Below are 18,898 nucleotides of genomic sequence, written 5' to 3'. Positions count from 1 at the left end.
TTAATTAAACTTGTTGCTCATTACCACAACTCGCAAGGGATTATACTTAACAAGTATGCTTTAATCTGTGATCAAACTCACATAAATGGAAACGATTACAAAAAATATTAAAATTTGTGACCTTCATCACAATTTAATCAATAGATTCGACAGAAAAGCGACGTACTAATGTAGGATTAAATTGGATTATTGCCGGCGGAAGAATGTTTTCATCAACTAAGCTTAAGGCCAAATTAGCGGCATAAGTTGCCATTAAATCAATAGGATAGCGAATTGTTGTTAATTTTGGAATGAGATAGCGTGCAATTGGCATATCATCAAAGCCAATAATGGAAAATTGACTTGGTACATTGATATTGTTTTCATTTAATACGGAAATTGCCCCCGCCGCCATAGAGTCGTTATATGCGACAACTGCCGTTAAGTCCTTGTTGTAACTGAGTAAATCGATCATAGCCTGTTCGCCGCCCTCAAAGTCGGGCGAATTATGGGTGATGGCATGTTCAACGATAGGATAATTATGCGCTTTTAATGCCTTAAGATAGCCGATTTTACGTTCCGCTTCGTCAGAAATAGCATGATCCGAGCCGATATACGCAATTTTTTTATGCCCATAGCGAATAAGCATTTCCGTGGCAAGGTAAGTTCCTTTTTGATTATCTAAACTCACGCAGCGATTTTCATATCCTTTGATAACCCGATTAATAATAACCATACCCTGTACTTTTTCTAAGTAACCGATTAATTCTTCATCAGAAAGCGCTTTAGAATGGACGACTAAACAACTACAACGTTTACGCAGTAAGGTATTGATAGCCTCACGTTCCTTTTCTGCGTGATGGTATCCTATACCGATTAAAATACTTTTATTATGCAGCTCCGCCACCTTATCTACGGCTTTAACAAGAATGGCAAAAAAAGTATCGGTTACATCTGTGACGACAACGCCGATAGTATCGGTATTTTGTATGGCAAGCGCTTGTGCATTTGCATTGGGTTGATAACTTAATTGGGCAATCGCATTTTGAACGGCAATACGTGTTTTGGGGCTGACGGAAGTGTGATTATGTAAAACGCGGGATACTGTGGCGACAGAAACATTGGCAAGTTCGGCAACATCATGGATAGTACTCATAACAATAGGCTCATTTATTCAGTGGCTATGATGTTATCATAACGATTTTTCAATAAAATTGGAAACGCTTACTTTTTTATTTGTAACCGAGATCACAAAAAAATTCGGCTATATTTTTATTTTGTGATATAGATCACGGTTTATTTTTTCTAATTTGCTATCTTATGAATATTATTTTATGTAACCGTTTACAATGATAAAGGAGCTTTAAATGAGCGAAATATTTGAACCGACAGATCATCCGCATCGCCGCTATAATCCTCTAATTGATCAATGGGTATTGGTTTCGCCGCATCGTGCTAAACGCCCATGGCAAGGTCAGCAAGAAAAAACGAGTGAAGAGCAAAAACCAAGCTATGATCCCGATTGTTATCTTTGCCCCCGTAATAAACGCATTACCAGTGAACCGAATCCTGATTATCACAAACCTTATGTGTTTAAAAATGATTTTTCCGCATTGCTTGAAAATACACCGGAACCTGAAAAATCCAATGATCCCCTTTTTCAATCTTCACAAGCCCGTGGCGAAAGCCGCGTCATTTGTTTCTCGCCGGATCACAGCAAAACACTGCCATTATTGACCGCACTTGAAATTGAAGAGGTGATTAAAGTTTGGCAAGAACAGATTCTTGAACTCGGACAAAAATACCCTTGGGTGCAAATTTTTGAGAATAAAGGGGCGGTGATGGGCTGTTCTAATCCGCACCCGCACGGTCAAATCTGGGCGAATAGTTTTTTACCAAATGAAGTCACCCGTGAAGATCGCACGCAGCGTGATTATCTGAATAAACAGGGTTCTGTCATGTTAGTGGATTACGTAAAACGTGAATTGGCACTAAAAGAACGTATTGTTGTGGAAACCGAACATTGGGTTGCGCTTGTGCCTTATTGGGCTGTATGGCCTTTTGAAACCTTGTTGCTTCCAAAGACCCACGTAAAACGTTTGACGGAACTCACCGATGCGCAAGCAAAAGATTTAGCCCTGATGCTGAAGAAACTGACAACGAAATACGACAATTTATTTGAAACCTCATTCCCTTACTCAATGGGCTTTCACGCTGCACCATTTAATAATGAAGATAATGAACATTGGCAACTTCACGCTCATTTCTATCCGCCTCTATTACGTTCTGCAACCGTACGTAAATTTATGGTAGGGTATGAAATGCTTGGTGAAAGCCAGCGGGATTTGACGGCGGAGCAGGCCGCGGAAAGATTGAGAAGTTTGCCTGAGGTTCATTATAAGGAAAAAGAGGCTTTTGTTCGTAGGGAAGCGGGAGAATAAATAGCCCACGGTTAGCAATGTTCCTTTGGGGAAAACCAATTGATATAGCCTATTTCCTCAAAGAAAGAAACGACATTTTATCGAAAAGCATTCATTATGCGAAGCATTTCGTAAGGAAAATAATATGACGCCAATCCAACAAGCTCAACAAATCTTCACTCAAAAATTCAAAATTCAACCAACATTAACGACTTATGCCCCGGGGCGAGTCAATATCATTGGTGAACATACCGATTATAATGATGGCTTTGTGATGCCCTGTGCCATTAATTTTGGTACGGCTGTTAGCGGCATAAAACGCGATGATCATCGTTGGACAGTTTATGCGGCGGATCTTCAGGAAGCCGATGAGTTTTCTCTTGATGGCAAGATCGAAAAAAGTCCCCATAAATGGGCAAATTACGTGCGTGGTGTGGTGAAATTTATTCAAGAACGTTGCCCTGATTTTAAACAAGGTGCAAATCTTGTAATTTCCGGTAACGTGCCGCTTTCATCGGGATTGAGTTCATCCGCCGCCTTGGAAGTGGCAGTCGGAAAGTTTTGTCAGCAATTAGGGAATTTACCGCTTTCTCATACGGATATCGCCCTTAACGGTCAAAAAGCCGAAAACCAATTTGTAGGCGCAAATTGTGGCAATATGGATCAGCTTATTTCGGCACTCGGACAAAAAGATCATCTGTTAATGATTGATTGCCGTAGCCTTGAAACCCTACCGACCCCCGTGCCGAATGATGTGGCCGTCATTATCGTTAATTCCAATGTTCCCCATGATTTAGTGACGGGAGAATACAATACCCGCCGCCGACAATGTGAACGGGCAGCCGAATTTTTCGGCGTAAAAGCCTTGCGTGATGTATCCGTGGCGCAATTTAAAGAAAAGGAAGCGGAATTGACCGCACTTGATCCTTTCGTGGCAAAGCGCGCACGCCATGTTGTGACGGAAAATCAACGTGTACTGGATGCAGTACAAGCTTTAAAAAATAATGATTTAACCCGCTTAGGCGAATTAATGGGGCAATCGCACGATTCAATGCGTGATGATTTTGAAATTACCGTCCCGCAGATCGATTACCTTGTTGAGCTTGCTCGGCTCATTATTGGAAAAAACGGCGGTGTTCGGATGACTGGGGGCGGTTTCGGCGGTTGTATCGTTGCGCTTACGTCACATTCTCAAGTCGAATCCGTACGTAAGATTATCGCCGAAAATTATGAAAAAACGACAGGATTAAAGGAAACATTTTATGTCTGTACCGCATCGCAAGGTGTGCGTGTGATTTAAGGGAAAATGATGATTGAAAAAACAGTTTTCAATGCACCTGATGGTGCGCCGTACCAAGTTATAACCTTACAAAATCAAAAAGGAATGTGCATCAAATTGATGGATTGGGGAGCGACTTGGCTTTCTTGCCAAATACCGGTGAACGGCGGATTACGAGAAGTATTGCTGGGCTGTAAAATCGAAGATTATCCCGTCCAGCAAGCCTATTTAGGTGCAAGTGTGGGGCGTTATGCAAATCGTATTGCCAATGCGCAATTTGAATTAAAAGGGGAGAAAATTCATCTTGCAGCAAATCAAGGGAAACACCAACTGCATGGCGGTGAAGGTTTTGGCAAACGACGTTGGGCGATTGAAAAGTGCGGTGAAAATTTCGTACGTTTTTCTCTGTTTTCCGCTGACGGCGATCAAGGCTTTCCCGGTAATGTAGAAGTGGCGGCGACATACAGTCTCACGGAGGAAAATAGCGTAAAAATCGAATATGAAGGCGTAAGCGATAAAGATACCGCTTTAAATCTCACCAATCATGCTTATTTTAATTTAGAAAATGCCGAACAAGGCTCCGATGTACGTAATCACAGCCTACGCTTAAATGCCGATTTCTATTTACCGGTAGATAGCGAAGGTATCCCTAACTCCCCGCTAAAACACGTGGTGGGGACAAGTTTTGATTTTCGTATTGCAAAACCGATCAAGCGGGATTTTTTACAGGACGAGCAACAGATTGTAAAGGGATACGATCATTCCTTCATTGTCAATAAAGCTTGGCAAAAACCGTGCGTATTGCTTGTTTCACCAAAGGGTGATTTAAGTTTAGAAGTACGTACCTCTCAGGCGGCATTACAGGTTTACACCGGAAATTATCTTGCCGGTACACCAACACGAAACGGTGAACAGTACGGCGATTTTTCAGGTATCGCATTAGAAACCCAATGCCTGCCGGATACGCCGAATCATCCCGAATGGCAAAATTACGGCGGCATTCAAAAAGCCGGAGAACGATATTATCAGTGGACGGAGTTTAAGTTCTTATAAGAAAAATGCGGTAAAAAATGAATGTGTTTTTCGGTGTTGCGCATCACTTGCACAAAAGGCAGTTTTTGATTCAAATGTAGGGGCGTCAGGCTGGCCGTAACGCACCGAACTTAGGGTTAACGATGCGTTACACCTTTGGCTGGCACACCCTGCTCCGTTTTGTGTAAGTGCTACATAATATCGGTGTTTTTTACCGCACTTCTGCAAATTTAGCTTACTTTTATATCACTTAGCTTGTAGAATAACGGTTCTCTTGTGGAAATGAAAATAGACTGCTAAGACGAATATGAACGAAGAACAGCAAAACTCAACTCAATCAGAAGGTATTAAAAAACCTTTTTTCCAATCTTTATTTAGTCGCTTTTTTCAAGGCGAACTAAAAAATCGTGAAGAGCTTGTCGAGGTGATTCGTGATTCCGAACAAAATGATCTCATCGATCAAAACACTCGTGAAATGATTGAAGGCGTGATGGAAATTGCCGAGCTTCGTGTGCGTGATATTATGATCCCACGTTCTCAAATTGTTTTTATTGAAGAGCAAGAAGATTTAAGTGTCTGTCTAAATACGATTATCGAATCGGCGCATTCACGTTTCCCTGTTATTGCCGATTCGGATGATCGTGATAACATCGCCGGTATTTTGCATGCGAAAGATTTACTGAAATTTTTGCGTGAAGATGCGGAAGAATTTGATTTATCGAAACTTTTACGCCCGGCGGTAATCGTGCCGGAGAGTAAACGTGTCGATAGAATGTTGAAAGATTTCCGTTCGGAGCGTTTTCATATGGCGATTGTGGTCGATGAATTTGGGGCGGTATCCGGGTTGGTGACGATTGAAGATATTTTGGAACAAATTGTGGGTGATATTGAAGATGAATTTGATGAAGAAGAAATCGCCGATATTCGCCAGCTTTCACGTCATACCTATGCGGTGCGTGCGTTAACCGATATTGATGATTTTAACGCTCAATTCAACACCCGTTTTGATGATGAAGAAGTGGATACGATCGGCGGTTTAGTGATGCAGGCTTTCGGTTATTTGCCGAAACGCGGTGAAGAAATTACTTTAGAAAATCTGCAATTTAAAGTAACTTCCGCAGATAGTCGCCGCTTAATTCAGCTTCGCGTTACCGTACCGGATGAGCGTTTATCGGAGATGGAAGCTGCGGAAGAAAAAACGGCATAATCTGTTTTCTCCGTTTTTATCGTGCGTATTTACATACGTTTATTTTTAAATTGATACATCAAAGGGCGTAGGCATACGCCCCTCATTTTTTATGAAGAAATATTCTGTTTATCTTATTGCCATCATTTCCGGTGTTCTCGGCGTTTATGCTTTTTCTCCCTTTGATTATTGGGGATTGGCGTATATATCCGTTATCGGTTTACTTTATGTGGCGAAAACACCGAAGAAATCGACCGCACTTTTAGGCTCATTTTTATGGTCTATGGCTTTTTTCTGCTTTGGTGTAAATTGGTTGAATGTCAGCATTCATCAATTTGGCGGGGCATCTTTAGGGTTAAGTTATTTATTGGTGGGGTTACTTTCCGCTTATCTTGCCCTTTACCCAATGCTTTTCACCTATATTGTGAAGCGTTTTCAAGTTCAAAGTGCGGTCATTTTTGCCGTCATTTGGACATTTACCGAGCTCCTACGAGGTTGGATTTTTACCGGTTTTCCTTGGTTGCAGTTCGGTTATACACAAATCGACGGCCCGTTTTCAGGGATCGCCCCGATTTTTGGTGTAACGGGTTTAACCTTTTTTGTCGTATGGGCAAGTGCGGTTATTTTTAATGCTGTTTTTGCTTTATTTCGCGCAAAAAATATGAAGTTGATGCTCACAAATCTCTTGTTGTTAGCGGTTGTGGGGGGATTAAGCGCATATTCATCACGTATTGATTTTGTGAAATCAGTGGATGATAAAGCCATTTCTATTACTTTAGTGCAGGGGAATATTGAACAGAATTTGAAATGGGATCCTGCTTATTTTTATTCCACATTAGAAATTTATCAGAAATTAATTGCTGAAAATTTAGGGAAAACCGATCTGATTATTCTGCCGGAATCGGCTTTGCCGACCCTTGAAAATGCGATAGTGCCGTTTTTTGAAACTCTTGATCGTTCGGCAAGGGAAACAAAAACTGAAATTATGGTGGGGACGGTGTATCAGGATGATAAATCCGGTAAGTTGCTTAATTCGATTGTGACCGCAGGGAACCCTGATTTTCCTTATCAATTAGATACTGTGAATCGTTATGCCAAGCACCATCTTGTGCCTTTTGGCGAATACGTGCCGTTAGAAAATTTATTGCGCCCGTTAAATTCCGTTTTTAATTTGCCGATGTCCGCTTTCCAAAGCGGTGAGGCGATACAGCCTTCTTTGTTGGCTAAGCATCGTGCTTTTTCACCGGCTATTTGCTACGAAATTATTTTTGGTGAGCAAGTGCGTGAAAATCTGAAAAAAGACTCGGATTATTTACTTACCATTTCTAATGATGCGTGGTTTGGGGATTCTATTGGGCCTTGGCAGCATTTACAAATGGCAAGAATGCGGGCTTTGGAATTAGGCAAGCCTTTGGTTCGTGCAACTAACACGGGGATCACCGTGTTTATTGGGGAAAAAGGGCAGATTTTGGCGCAAGCGCCTCAGTTTGTGGAAACGACATTAACCCGCAAAATTGCGCCGACCGAAGGCAAAACGCCTTATTCGGTGCTTGGTAATCTGCCGCTTTATGGTTTGATGTTATTGTTTTTAGTGTTGCGCGGTATTATGGGGGTTGTTCACCGTAAGATGAACCTTTCACAAAAACAATAGTCAAAACGACCGCACTTTATTGATGGGGTTACTCATCATCATATTGATATTATTAGTGGTTTTTTTAAATCATTTAACAGAAATGAGATTTTAATGAAGCAAAATCTAATTGAAGTCAAAAACCTGACCTTTAAACGGGGTGAGCGGGTGATTTACGATAACCTGAATCTAAAAGTCCAAAAGGGCAAAATTACGGCCATTATGGGGCCGTCAGGGATCGGGAAAACCACGCTACTAAAGTTAATCGGCGGGCAATTACACCCGGAACAGGGGGAAATTCGGTTTGACGATAAAGATATTTGTCGTCTTTCCAATCGTGAGCTTTATGAAGTGCGTAAACGTATGGGAATGTTATTTCAATCCGGTGCGCTTTTTACGGATATTTCCACGTTTGATAACGTGGCATTTCCTATTCGTGAACATACCCGTTTACCGGAAAGTCTGATTCGCCAAATTGTGCTAATGAAATTGGAAGCGGTGGGGTTGCGTGGCGCGGCAAAATTAATGCCGTCCGAACTTTCAGGCGGTATGGCGCGCCGTGCCGCATTGGCGCGTGCGATTGCATTAGATCCTGATTTAATTATGTTTGATGAGCCTTTTACAGGACAGGATCCCATTAGTATGGGGGTTATCGTCAGTTTGATTAAACGTTTGAATGAAGCCTTGAACCTCACGTCTATAGTGGTTTCCCATGATGTGCAGGAAGTATTAAGTATTGCCGACTATGCTTATATTATTGCGGATAAACACGTTATTGCAGAGGGGACTTCCGAGCAATTACTTGAAAGTAAGGATCCGCAAGTGTTGCAATTCTTGAAAGGGGAAGCGGACGGTCCGGTGAAATTCCATTATCCGGCGAATAATTATGCGGAGGAATTATTTCAATGATAGTTCATATGATTTCTTCCCTCGGCAGTACTGTAATCCGTTTTTTCCGTGCCTTAGGGCGTGCGGGGTTTATGTTATTCGGTGCATTGCTAGGGAAACCGCAAGTTCGTAAACATTTCCCTCTGCTAGTTAAGCAACTGTATGTTTTAGGCGTACAATCCTTACTCATTGTGATGCTTTCCGGTTTATTTATCGGTATGGTGCTAGGTTTACAAGGTTATGTGGTATTGGTGGATTTTTCTGCCGAAACCAGTCTTGGGCAACTTGTGGCGCTTTCGCTTTTGAGGGAATTAGGTCCGGTTGTAACCGCACTTTTATTCGCCGGTCGGGCGGGTTCTGCGCTTACTGCCGAAATCGGCTTAATGAAAGCGACGGAACAGCTTTCAAGTCTAGAAATGATGGCGGTTGATCCGCTTCGCCGAGTGATTGCGCCCAGATTTTGGGCGGGGATCATCGCAATGCCGATTCTTTCCATTATCTTTATTGCCATTGGTATTTGGGGGGGCTCTCTTGTAGGGGTAGATTGGAAAGGTGTGGATGCCGGTAGCTTTTGGTCGGTTATGCAAAATGCGGTAAGCTGGAGCTATGACATTCTTAACGGATTTATTAAAAGCGTATTCTTCGCTATTGCGGTAGTATGGATTGCGTTATTCAACGGCTATGATTGTATACCGACATCAGAAGGTATCAGTCAAGCCACAACCAGAACTGTAGTTCACGCCTCCTTGGTGGTACTCGGGTTAGATTTTATCTTAACAGCTATTATGTTTGGGGCCGGTTAAAAAGGGTATTTTTATGCGACAAACGATGAAATATGAATTTTGGGTGGGCTTATTTTTATTACTTGGCATTGGCGCGTTGGTTTTTTTAGGCTTACGTGTGGCAAATGTACAAGGTTTTGGTGAAAATAAATCTTATACCGTGACTGCAACTTTTGATAATATCGGCGGACTAAAAGTCCGTGCGCCACTTAAGGTGGGCGGTGTGGTGATTGGTCGGGTAAGCGGTATTTCGTTAGATGAGAAAACCTATTTACCGAAGGTCAATATCGCCATTAACGAGGAATATAACGAAATCCCGGAAAATAGTTCTTTATCGATTAAAACTTCGGGATTATTAGGCGAGCAATATATCGCATTAAGTATGGGGTTTGATGATGGTGAAACCGCAATGCTAAAAGAGGGAAGCCAGATTCAAGATACAAAATCAGCTATGGTGTTGGAAGACCTGATCGGTCAATTCCTCTATGGCGATAAAAAATCTGAAGGAAATGCAGAACATGCAACGCCTGAAGTAAAATAATAACAACGCTACGTTTAGGAGATTTAGGATGAAAATTACTCGGTTTAAAAAATGGTTTGCCGTTTTTACTTTTGTAATGGCCGCACTTTTTGTTACGCGTACTGCTACGGCGCAAACCAGCCCTTATGTTTTAATGCAGCAAGCATCGGATAAATTGTTTGTCGACATTAAAAATAATCAGGCTAAAATTAAACAAAACCCAAATTATTTGCGTACTATTGTTCGTAATGATCTACTACCTTATGTGCAAGTGAATTATGCCGGATCTTTAGTATTGGGTTCACATTTCAAATCAACGACACCGGAACAGCGTGAAAAATTTTTCAAAGCCTTTGGTGATTTTATTGAACAGGCTTATGCGCAAGTCTTAACCGCGTATAGTAACCAAAATATTCAAATTGAGCCGGCAAAAGATGTGGGCGATAAGAATTTGGTGAGTATTCGTGTGAATATCATTCAAACCGGCGGCGCTGCACCGATTAAATTAGATTTCAAATGGCGTAAAAATAGCAAAACCGGTGAATGGCAAGCCTATGATATGGTGGCTGAGGGCGTGAGTATGGTGGTTACCAAACAAAACGAATGGAGCGGTATTTTACGCCAGCAAGGTATTGAGGCATTAACCGCACAAATTCAAAAGTCGGCAGCCCAACCTGTCACCTTAAAATAATCTCATGACTATGTTAAATTGGGATTTAATTCAAAATAATGATAAGATAGCGCTCCGATTTTGTGGGGAGCTATCTCGTAACACGTTGTTACCCTTATGGCAACAACGTGCTTCTTTTTTGTCTGAGGCTAAGTTAAATCAACCGATTATCGAATGGGATTTAAGCGGCATCAAAAGAATTGACTCTGCAGGTTTTGCCTTACTTTGTGATTTTTTACATAGCAGCCAACGACTACCTAATAAAAAAGTGCGCTTAGTTAACCCTCCTCAACAATTATTAACGCTTGCGGATTTAGTCAATTTATCTGATTGGATCGCAGCTTTTATTGATCATCATTAAAACGGAAATCCGAATGGAACTGCAAGAAATCGAACGAATTTTAAAAGAATCTTTAAATGTTGATGAAGTCTATGCTCAGGGTGAGAATGCTCATTTCGGTGTGATAGTCGTGAGCGATGAAATTGCCGCCTTGTCAAAATTAAAACAGCAACAAACCGTTTATGCTCCGCTTATGCCTTATTTCGGCACCGGTGAGATTCACGCATTAACCATCAAAACCTACACCACCGAAAAGTGGAAAAGGGATCGTCTTTTACATCAAGTCAGTTAAATTAGGATTTCTCTTATGGAAAAATTTCGTGTCTATGGCGGTCAGTCGCGTTTAAGCGGTACTGTAACGATTTCAGGTGCTAAAAATGCGGCGCTCCCTATTCTTTTTGCCGCAATCTTAGCCACTGAGCCGGTGAAACTTACAAACGTACCGGAACTTAAAGATATCGAAACTACCCTTAAAATTTTGCGTAAATTAGGTGTAGTGGCAGAACGTGACGAGACGGGGGCAGTATTGCTAAATGCATCAAAAATTGATCATTTTATTGCGCCTTATGATTTAGTCAAAACGATGCGCGCTTCAATTTGGGCATTAGCTCCGTTAGTCGCACGTTTCCACCAAGGTCAAGTATCTTTACCGGGGGGCTGTTCAATTGGCGCACGCCCGGTAGATTTACATATTAGCGGCCTTGAAAAAATGGGTGCGGATATTATGCTTGAAGAAGGCTATGTAAAAGCACAAGTGGTAGATCGCTTACAGGGAACACGTATTGTAATGGAAAAAGTGAGCGTAGGCGCAACTTTATCCATTATGATGGCGGCAACCCTTGCAAAGGGTACAACTGTTATTGAAAATGCGGCACGTGAGCCGGAAATTGTCGATACCGCCGATTTTCTCAACAAAATGGGGGCGAAAATCAGTGGTGCGGGTTCGGATCATATTACGATTGAAGGGGTAGAACGTTTAACCGGATGTGAGCATAGCATTGTTCCCGATCGTATTGAGACCGGCACATTCTTAATCGCCGGTGCTATTTCAGGCGGGCGGGTGGTTTGTAAAAACACCAAAGCAGACACGCTGGATGCCGTAATTGATAAATTACGGGAAGCCGGAGCGCAAGTGGATGTAACGGAAAATACCATCACTTTGGATATGTTCGGCAATCGTCCGAAAGCCGTAAACATTCGTACCGCTCCACACCCGGGCTTTCCAACGGATATGCAAGCGCAATTTACCTTATTAAATATGGTGGCGAAAGGAACAAGTATCATCACAGAAACCATTTTTGAAAATCGGTTTATGCATATTCCGGAGCTTATTCGTATGGGCGGTAAAGCGGAAATCGAAGGCAACACCGCAGTTTGTCACGGCGTTGAACAGCTTTCCGGTGCGGAAGTGATGGCAACGGATTTACGGGCTTCTATCAGTTTAGTGCTTGCAGGCTGTATCGCAACGGGTGAAACCATCGTTGATCGTATTTATCATATTGATCGCGGCTATGAACATATTGAAGAAAAGCTTCGTTGTTTAGGCGCAAGAATTGAGCGTTTTTCAGCGCAAAATACAGAGGAATAACCATTTCAAAAGTAAAGTATTATGTAGCTCTTGCGCAAAGCATCGTAGGATATCGTTAGGGGAAGCCGTAACGCGTCAGTTGAGGGCTTAATGATGAAACGGTGCGTTACGCAAAGCTTAACGCACCCTACCCAAATTAAATATTGGATATAAAATTCTCTTTGTGCAACTGATACATAGTACCGCAAATACAAAAAGTGCGGTCACAAAATCTTTAGATTTTGAACATTGGCTCCGCCAACGATGCTGTAAGGCATAACAATCATCTTGAGCGATGGTATATAATTTTTGTGCTTTTTACTGTTGTTTTATTCAATAGTCCCCTAGAATTTGTTACACTTTTACCCGTTTTTAGTTTCAATATTAAGCCAAAATGCAAAATGAGATTAGTGTGATATTTTCCAATAAGGGGGCGTTGAGTCGGGCTATCAAAGGTTTTCGACCACGTGCAGAACAGCTGGAAATGGCATTGGCCGTGAGTGAAACGATTGCACAGAAATCCACTTTGGTTGTAGAAGCCGGAACCGGCACGGGAAAAACTTTTGCTTATCTTGCACCTGCATTGGTATTCGGTAAGAAAACCATCATTTCTACGGGCTCTAAAAATCTTCAAGATCAATTATTTAATCGAGATTTACCGGCAATTAAAAAAGCGCTCGAATTCTCCGGTAAAATTGCTTTATTAAAGGGGCGTGCAAATTATCTTTGTCTAGAACGCTTAGATCAAGTTATTGCCCAAGGCGTGCTTGGCGATAAATCTGTTTTGGCTGATTTAAGTAAAATACGTAAATGGAATAATAGTACGAAAACCGGTGATTTTACCGAATGTATTGAATTAGCCGAAGATAGCCCTATTATTCCGCAACTTACCAGCACGGCGGAGAGTTGTTTAGGAACGGATTGCCCTAATTATAGCGAATGTTATGTGGCAAATGCCCGTAAAAAAGCACTAAATGCAGATCTTGTGGTTGCTAATCATCACTTATTCTTTGCGGATATGGCGGTGAAAGAAAGCGGTTTCGGTGAATTGATTCCTAACGCCGAAGTGATTATTTTTGATGAAGCCCATCAGTTGCCGGATATTGCCAGCCAATATTTCGGTCAATCCCTTACATCCCGCCAACTCTTTGATTTATGTAAAGATATTAATATTGTTTACCGCACGGAATTAAAAAATCTACAACAACTTGGAGTGACTTCCGACACTTTATTAAAAGTAACGCAAGATTTTCGTCTTTTATTAGGGGCAGGGAGTAGTGTGAGGGGAAATTGGCGAGAATTGTACTCTCAAAGTGCGGTTAAAAAAGCCTTTGAATTGTTACGAGAAAAAATTGATTTTCTTTCTGAAGTGATTAAATTGGTGCTCGGTCGTTCACAAACGCTTGATAGTATTTTTGAGCGTGTAGAGTCAATTAAAGCCCAATTAAAACGCTTGGCGGATACCAATATTGTCGGTTATTGTTACTGGTTTGAAGCGAATGGGCGTCAATTCGGCTTGCACATTACCCCATTGACCGTTGCGGATAAATTTGGGGAACAATTATCAACGAAAGAGGCTGCTTGGATTTTTACCTCGGCGACACTTGAAGTGGGAGGAAGTTTTAATCATTTCTGCCAACGCCTTGGTATTAAAGAGGCAATGCAGAAAATTTTACAGAGCCCTTTTAATTATTCTGAGCAATCCCTACTTTGTGTACCTCGTTATTTGCCAAATACCAATCAGAGTTATACCCTAAAATCACTTGGCGAAATGCTTCTACCTGTGATTGAAGCAAATCAAGGACGATGTTTTGTTCTCTGCACTTCTTATTCTATGATGCGTGGTTTAGCCGAATATTTTAGAGAAAAGAGTGAATTATCTATTCTTTTGCAAGGTGAAACTTCAAAAGGAAAATTATTAGAACAATTTACGCAAGAATCTCATAGCGTATTGGTGGCGACTTCAAGTTTTTGGGAAGGCGTGGACGTACGCGGCGATGCGCTTTCACTCGTCATTATTGATAAGCTGCCTTTTACCGCACCGGATGACCCTTTACTGAAAGCACGTATTGAAGATTGTCGTTTGCAGGGCGGTGATCCATTTAATGATATTCAAATTCCGGAAGCCGTAATCGCACTAAAACAAGGTGTCGGTCGGCTTATTCGTGATGTGACTGATCGCGGGGTCGTGATTATTTGTGATAATCGCCTTGTGATGAGAAATTATGGCGAAACGTTTTTAAAAAGTTTACCTGGCTCCAAACGTACTCGCGATCTCAACAAAGTGATACAATTCTTACAAAATAAATAATTGAGAAAATAAATGACAAATTTAACTTTACTGGCGTTAGATACTTCAACGGAGGCTTGTTCCGTTGCCTTACTACATAATGGTGAAAAAACACATTTGAATGAATTGGCACAACGTACCCATACGAAACGTATTTTGCCGATGATTGATGAAATTTTGATAAATTCCGGCATTCGGCTCAATCAGGTGGATGCACTGGCTTTTGGTCGTGGTCCCGGTAGTTTTACGGGGGTACGTGTCGGGGCGGGGATTGCGCAAGGTTTAGCCTTTGGTGCGGATTTACCGCTGATCCCTATTTCCAATTTAACCGTTATGGCTCAAGCCGCTTTTGAATTACATCATGTAGAAAATGTTGCCGCATCGATTGATGCAAGAATGAATGAAGTTTATTTTTCTCAGTTGAGGTTAGAAAAAGTGCGGTCGGATTTCGGGGAATTTTTTCAATGGCAGGAAGTGGTTGCCGAACAGGTTTGCACACCGGAGCGAGCGATTGCTCAATTAACAGATGAAACCATTTTTAAAGTCGGCACCGGCTGGAATGCGTATTCCCAATTTACGGAAAAACAATTGTTCGGGAGTGATATTGAATTGCCAAATGCTTTGTATATGTTGGAGTTAGCAAGGATAGATTGGTTACAACAGAATACTATTTCCGCTTTAGAAATCGAACCGACTTATTTACGTAATGAAGTGACATGGAAGAAACTTCCGGGGAGAGAATGATTTTTATACAAAGAGGAGAATCAAAATGAAAGGAAAAATATTGTTATTTTTGACCGCACTTTCATTTTTATTGATTGGTTGCGTTACCCCACCCCAAGGATTAGAGAAGGAACAATTTTCTATTACAAGTTATAAGGAGATTTCCTCTCAAGACTTAGATTGCCGTTGTAAAACGGTGCGTTTAGGCGGAAAAATTATTCAATCTGAAATTCTACCGAATAAAACGAAGATTGAAGTGTTAAGCTTACCGGTTTCTAATTATTCGGCCCAGCCTTTAATTGAAGCTCAATCTGACGGAGGTTTTATCGCTTATTTTGATGGGTTTATTGATCCTGAAAATCTTAAAGATCGTTATATCACATTGGGTGGTAAATTATCAGGAAAAGTACAGGGCAAAATTGAGCGGGCTGAGTATATTTATCCTGTTATTCAAACTGAAAACTATCGTCTTTGGCGGCTAACAAAAACCTATTATTATCCGGTGGATGAATGGGACGATTGGGGATTCTGGAGATGGCGCAATCGTTGGTATGATAAGCCTGAAATTCGCTATTATTTGAATTAAATGATAGAATCTGCTGCTGATTTTCCAACATAACAAGGCTAACAAATGGAAAAAATTTGGTTTCAAAATTATCCGGAAGGTGTGGACAATGTTCTGGATACGTCAAAATATGAATCAATTTTAGATATGTTTGACAAAGCGGTGCGTGAACATCCCGATCGTCCGGCATATATCAATATGGGACAAATCCTCACTTTTCGTAAACTAGAAGAACGCAGCCGTGCTTTTGCCGCTTATTTGCAGAATGAATTTAACTTGAAACGTGGTGATCGTGTTGCATTAATGATGCCGAATTTATTGCAATATCCTATCGCACTTTTTGGTATTTTACGTGCCGGGCTGATAGCGGTGAATGTTAATCCGCTTTATACCCCACGGGAGCTTGAACATCAATTACAAGATAGTGGTGCGGTAGCCATTATCGTGGTCTCTAATTTTGCTTCGACACTTGAAAAAATCGTGTTCAATACGAATGTTAAACACGTTATTTTAACCCGAATGGGCGATCAACTGTCTTTTGGCAAACGTACTTTGGTTAATTTTGTAGTGAAATACATTAAAAAATTAGTACCTAAGTATAAATTACCGCATGCCGTTACCTTTCGTGAAGTGCTAAGTATTGGTAAATATCGTCAATATGTTCGTCCTGAAGTTTCACGTAACGACTTGGCATTTTTGCAATATACGGGGGGGACAACCGGGGTAGCTAAAGGCGCAATGCTTTCTCATGGCAATATTATTACTAATGTTTTCCAAGCCAAATGGATTGCCGAACCTTTTATTGGGGATCATTCAAGAATGCGTTCTGCTATTCTTGCCCTACCGCTTTACCACGTTTTCGCTTTAACGGTGAACTGTTTGCTTTTTCTTGAACTTGGCGTAACAGCCGTTTTAATTACGAATCCACGTGATATTGATGGCTTTGTGAAAGAGTTGAAAAAATATCGATTTGAGGCAATTACCGGTGTTAATACGTTATTTAATGCTTTATTGAATAATGAAAATTTCAAAGAAGTGGATTTTTCCGCATTAAAACTTTCTGTCGGTGGTGGAATGGCGATTCAACAATCGGTTGCGACTCGTTGGCATGATTTGACCGGCTGTAATATTATCGAAGGTTATGGTATGACGGAATGTTCCCCTCTGATTGCTGCCTGTCCGATAAATGTTGTCAAGCATAACGGCACCATCGGTGTGCCTGTGCCGAATACGGATATTAAGATTATTAAAGATGATGGCACTGAAGCGCAAATCGGCGAGCCGGGCGAATTATGGGTAAAAGGCGAGCAGGTGATGCAGGGCTATTGGCAACGTCCTGAAGCGACCGGTGAAGTTTTGAAAGACGGTTGGATGGCGACGGGCGATATCGTCATTATGGATGAATCTTATAGCCTACGCATCGTGGATCGCAAAAAAGATATGATTTTGGTTTCCGGTTTTAACGTTTATCCTAATGAAATTGAAGATGTGGTCATGCTTAATTATAAAGTGGCGGAAGCGGTTGCAATCGGTATGCCAAACGAGGTTTCCGGTGAAACAATTAAGATCTTTGTTGTGAAAAAAGATGAAAGTTTGACGCGTGATGAACTTCGTCAACATTGCCGTCAGCATTTAACCGGCTATAAAGTACCAAAAGAAATCGAATTTCGTGATGAACTGCCGAAAACAAATGTAGGTAAAATTTTACGCCGTGTATTACGCGATGAAGAAATGGCTAAGCGGTCGGCTCATTAAACCTATCATTAAATAATGGGATAGCGATGTCCCATTTTTGTTCTTTAATTTAAGAGATAATAGCATGATAAAAGAAAGTCAAAATCAACCGCGCTTTTCACTGATCACGACAGACCAAGCACTGGCGGAAACTTGCTGTTTAGCTCGTCAACAAAGTGCGGTCGCTTTAGACACTGAATTTGTACGTGTTTCGACCTATTTCCCAAAACTCGGGCTTATTCAACTTTATGATGGTGAACGTATTTCCCTTATAGATCCCTTAAGTATCACTGATTTTTCACCTTTTGTAGAATTATTGGTTGATTCTAACGTATTGAAAATTCTTCATTCTTGCAGCGAAGATTTATTGGTTTTTTTACAAGAGTTTGATCAATTACCTCGCCCTATGATTGATACGCAAATTATGGCGCGTTTTCTTGGTCTGGGAAATTCGGTAGGCTTAGCAAAATTGGCGTTGCAATATTTAAATGTTGAGGTGGATAAAGGCGCAACGAGAACAAATTGGATCAAGCGTCCTTTATCAGAAACACAACTGCATTACGCCGCCGGTGATGTCTGGTATTTATTACCGCTTTATCATTGTTTACAGAAAGAACTGGCAGAAACTCCTTGGGAGGAGGCGGTACATTCCGATTGCGAATTAGCTTTAGCAAAAGCCAATAAATTACAAAGAAATGATGCCGACAAAGCTTATTTGGATATTCCGAATGCTTGGAAACTGAATCCGTTAGAACTTGCACGTTTGAAAATTCTTGCTCAATGGCGACAAGAGGTGGCAATAGCACGTGATTTGGCACTGTCTTATGTTGTGAAGTCCGAGCATTTATGGAAAGTGGCAAAATATAATCCTCGTAATACATCGGAAATGCTTGAAATGGGGTTGACTAATAACGAAGTACGCGTGCGTGGTAAAAAAATTTTACAACTTTTAGCACAGACACGCAGGGTTTCTCCTTATGATTATCCTAAGCGTATTGTGCGTGTGGTGGATGATCCTCGTTATAAAAAAGCAATTCGTTTGTTGCAAGAAAAAGCCTATGAACTAACTCCTCAAGGTTTAACATTAGAGATTTTAGCAAGCAAACGAAGTTTAGAAGATCTTATAAAGTGGGTTTGGCTGCACAATGAACCGCAAGATAAGTTACCGGATTTATTAGTTGGCTGGCGCAGAGAGATTGGGCTACAACTTTTAACATTATTGAAATCAATCGAATCTTAAAAATTACCATAAAAAATGACCGCACTTCAAAAAGTGCGGTCATTTTCGTATGA

The 18,898-nt window shown here is 41.2% G+C and carries 18 protein-coding genes; 17 read left to right on the top strand and 1 reads right to left on the bottom strand.

Annotation, left to right across the window (positions count from 1 at the left end):
* Nucleotides 1-133: 133 nt before the first annotated feature.
* Nucleotides 134-1,135, bottom strand: a complete 1,002-nt coding sequence (locus IHV77_RS02325) for a substrate-binding domain-containing protein (RefSeq protein ID WP_194812556.1) — start codon at nt 1,133-1,135, stop codon at nt 134-136.
* A gap of 211 nt (nt 1,136-1,346) precedes the next feature.
* Between IHV77_RS02325 and galT the strand changes: the two genes are divergently transcribed.
* The 17 genes from galT to rnd all read left to right on the top strand — a co-directional run bounded on the left by galT (nt 1,347) and on the right by rnd (nt 18,845).
* Nucleotides 1,347-2,420: a galactose-1-phosphate uridylyltransferase gene (gene galT / locus IHV77_RS02320; RefSeq protein WP_194812555.1), complete on the top strand. Its 1,074-nt coding sequence runs from the start codon at nt 1,347-1,349 to the stop codon at nt 2,418-2,420.
* A gap of 124 nt (nt 2,421-2,544) precedes the next feature.
* Nucleotides 2,545-3,699: a galactokinase gene (galK, locus tag IHV77_RS02315; RefSeq protein WP_194812554.1), complete on the top strand. Its 1,155-nt coding sequence runs from the start codon at nt 2,545-2,547 to the stop codon at nt 3,697-3,699.
* Nucleotides 3,700-3,708: 9 nt separating this feature from the next.
* Nucleotides 3,709-4,731 (top strand): galactose-1-epimerase, encoded by a 1,023-nt coding sequence (gene galM, locus IHV77_RS02310; protein WP_194812553.1) that lies wholly within the window; start codon nt 3,709-3,711, stop codon nt 4,729-4,731.
* A gap of 286 nt (nt 4,732-5,017) precedes the next feature.
* A complete protein-coding gene (gene corC / locus IHV77_RS02305) occupies nt 5,018-5,917 on the top strand; it encodes a CNNM family magnesium/cobalt transport protein CorC (RefSeq protein WP_194812552.1) in 900 nt (299 codons plus the stop codon).
* A gap of 91 nt (nt 5,918-6,008) precedes the next feature.
* A complete protein-coding gene (gene lnt, locus IHV77_RS02300; protein ID WP_194812551.1) occupies nt 6,009-7,547 on the top strand; it encodes an apolipoprotein N-acyltransferase in 1,539 nt (512 codons plus the stop codon).
* 93 nt (nt 7,548-7,640) lie between these two features.
* Entirely contained in the window at nt 7,641-8,435 is a 795-nt protein-coding gene (gene mlaF, locus IHV77_RS02295; RefSeq protein ID WP_194812550.1) for a phospholipid ABC transporter ATP-binding protein MlaF, read from the top strand.
* Complete coding sequence (mlaE, locus tag IHV77_RS02290; protein ID WP_194812549.1) at nt 8,432-9,217, top strand: lipid asymmetry maintenance ABC transporter permease subunit MlaE; 786 nt, start codon at nt 8,432-8,434, stop codon at nt 9,215-9,217. Before mlaF ends, mlaE begins: the two co-directional genes overlap by 4 nt.
* 13 nt (nt 9,218-9,230) lie before the next feature.
* On the top strand, nt 9,231-9,737 hold the full coding sequence (gene mlaD / locus IHV77_RS02285) for an outer membrane lipid asymmetry maintenance protein MlaD (protein WP_194812548.1): 507 nt from the start codon (nt 9,231-9,233) through the stop codon (nt 9,735-9,737).
* A gap of 28 nt (nt 9,738-9,765) precedes the next feature.
* A complete protein-coding gene (mlaC, locus tag IHV77_RS02280; protein ID WP_194812547.1) occupies nt 9,766-10,407 on the top strand; it encodes a phospholipid-binding protein MlaC in 642 nt (213 codons plus the stop codon).
* A 10-nt stretch (nt 10,408-10,417) separates the two neighbouring features.
* Nucleotides 10,418-10,747 carry an STAS domain-containing protein gene (locus tag IHV77_RS02275; protein WP_194813198.1) on the top strand — a complete coding sequence of 110 codons (330 nt, stop codon included), beginning with the start codon at nt 10,418-10,420 and terminating at the stop codon, nt 10,745-10,747.
* A gap of 13 nt (nt 10,748-10,760) precedes the next feature.
* Entirely contained in the window at nt 10,761-11,018 is a 258-nt protein-coding gene (locus IHV77_RS02270) for a BolA family protein (protein ID WP_194812546.1), read from the top strand.
* Nucleotides 11,019-11,033: 15 nt separating this feature from the next.
* Nucleotides 11,034-12,314, top strand: coding sequence for a UDP-N-acetylglucosamine 1-carboxyvinyltransferase (gene murA, locus IHV77_RS02265; protein WP_194812545.1), 1,281 nt, complete (start codon nt 11,034-11,036; stop codon nt 12,312-12,314).
* Nucleotides 12,315-12,687: 373 nt separating this feature from the next.
* Entirely contained in the window at nt 12,688-14,604 is a 1,917-nt protein-coding gene (locus IHV77_RS02260; RefSeq protein ID WP_194812544.1) for an ATP-dependent DNA helicase, read from the top strand.
* A 12-nt stretch (nt 14,605-14,616) separates the two neighbouring features.
* The gene (gene tsaB, locus IHV77_RS02255) at nt 14,617-15,327 is read left to right on the top strand and encodes a tRNA (adenosine(37)-N6)-threonylcarbamoyltransferase complex dimerization subunit type 1 TsaB (protein WP_194812543.1); all 711 of its coding nucleotides are present in this window, start codon (nt 14,617-14,619) and stop codon (nt 15,325-15,327) included.
* 25 nt (nt 15,328-15,352) lie between these two features.
* Nucleotides 15,353-15,892 (top strand): Slp family lipoprotein, encoded by a 540-nt coding sequence (locus IHV77_RS02250; protein WP_194812542.1) that lies wholly within the window; start codon nt 15,353-15,355, stop codon nt 15,890-15,892.
* Nucleotides 15,893-15,937: 45 nt separating this feature from the next.
* Nucleotides 15,938-17,626, top strand: coding sequence for a long-chain-fatty-acid--CoA ligase FadD (gene fadD / locus IHV77_RS02245; protein ID WP_194812541.1), 1,689 nt, complete (start codon nt 15,938-15,940; stop codon nt 17,624-17,626).
* Nucleotides 17,627-17,690: 64 nt separating this feature from the next.
* Complete coding sequence (gene rnd, locus IHV77_RS02240; RefSeq protein WP_194812540.1) at nt 17,691-18,845, top strand: ribonuclease D; 1,155 nt, start codon at nt 17,691-17,693, stop codon at nt 18,843-18,845.
* The last annotated feature ends 53 nt before the right edge of the window (nt 18,846-18,898 follow it).

This window comes from Rodentibacter haemolyticus, assembly GCF_015356115.1.
Taxonomy (GTDB): domain Bacteria; phylum Pseudomonadota; class Gammaproteobacteria; order Enterobacterales; family Pasteurellaceae; genus Rodentibacter; species Rodentibacter haemolyticus.
The sequence above is the reverse complement of the archived record's forward strand: the minus strand, read 5'-3'. Positions and strand labels throughout refer to the sequence as shown.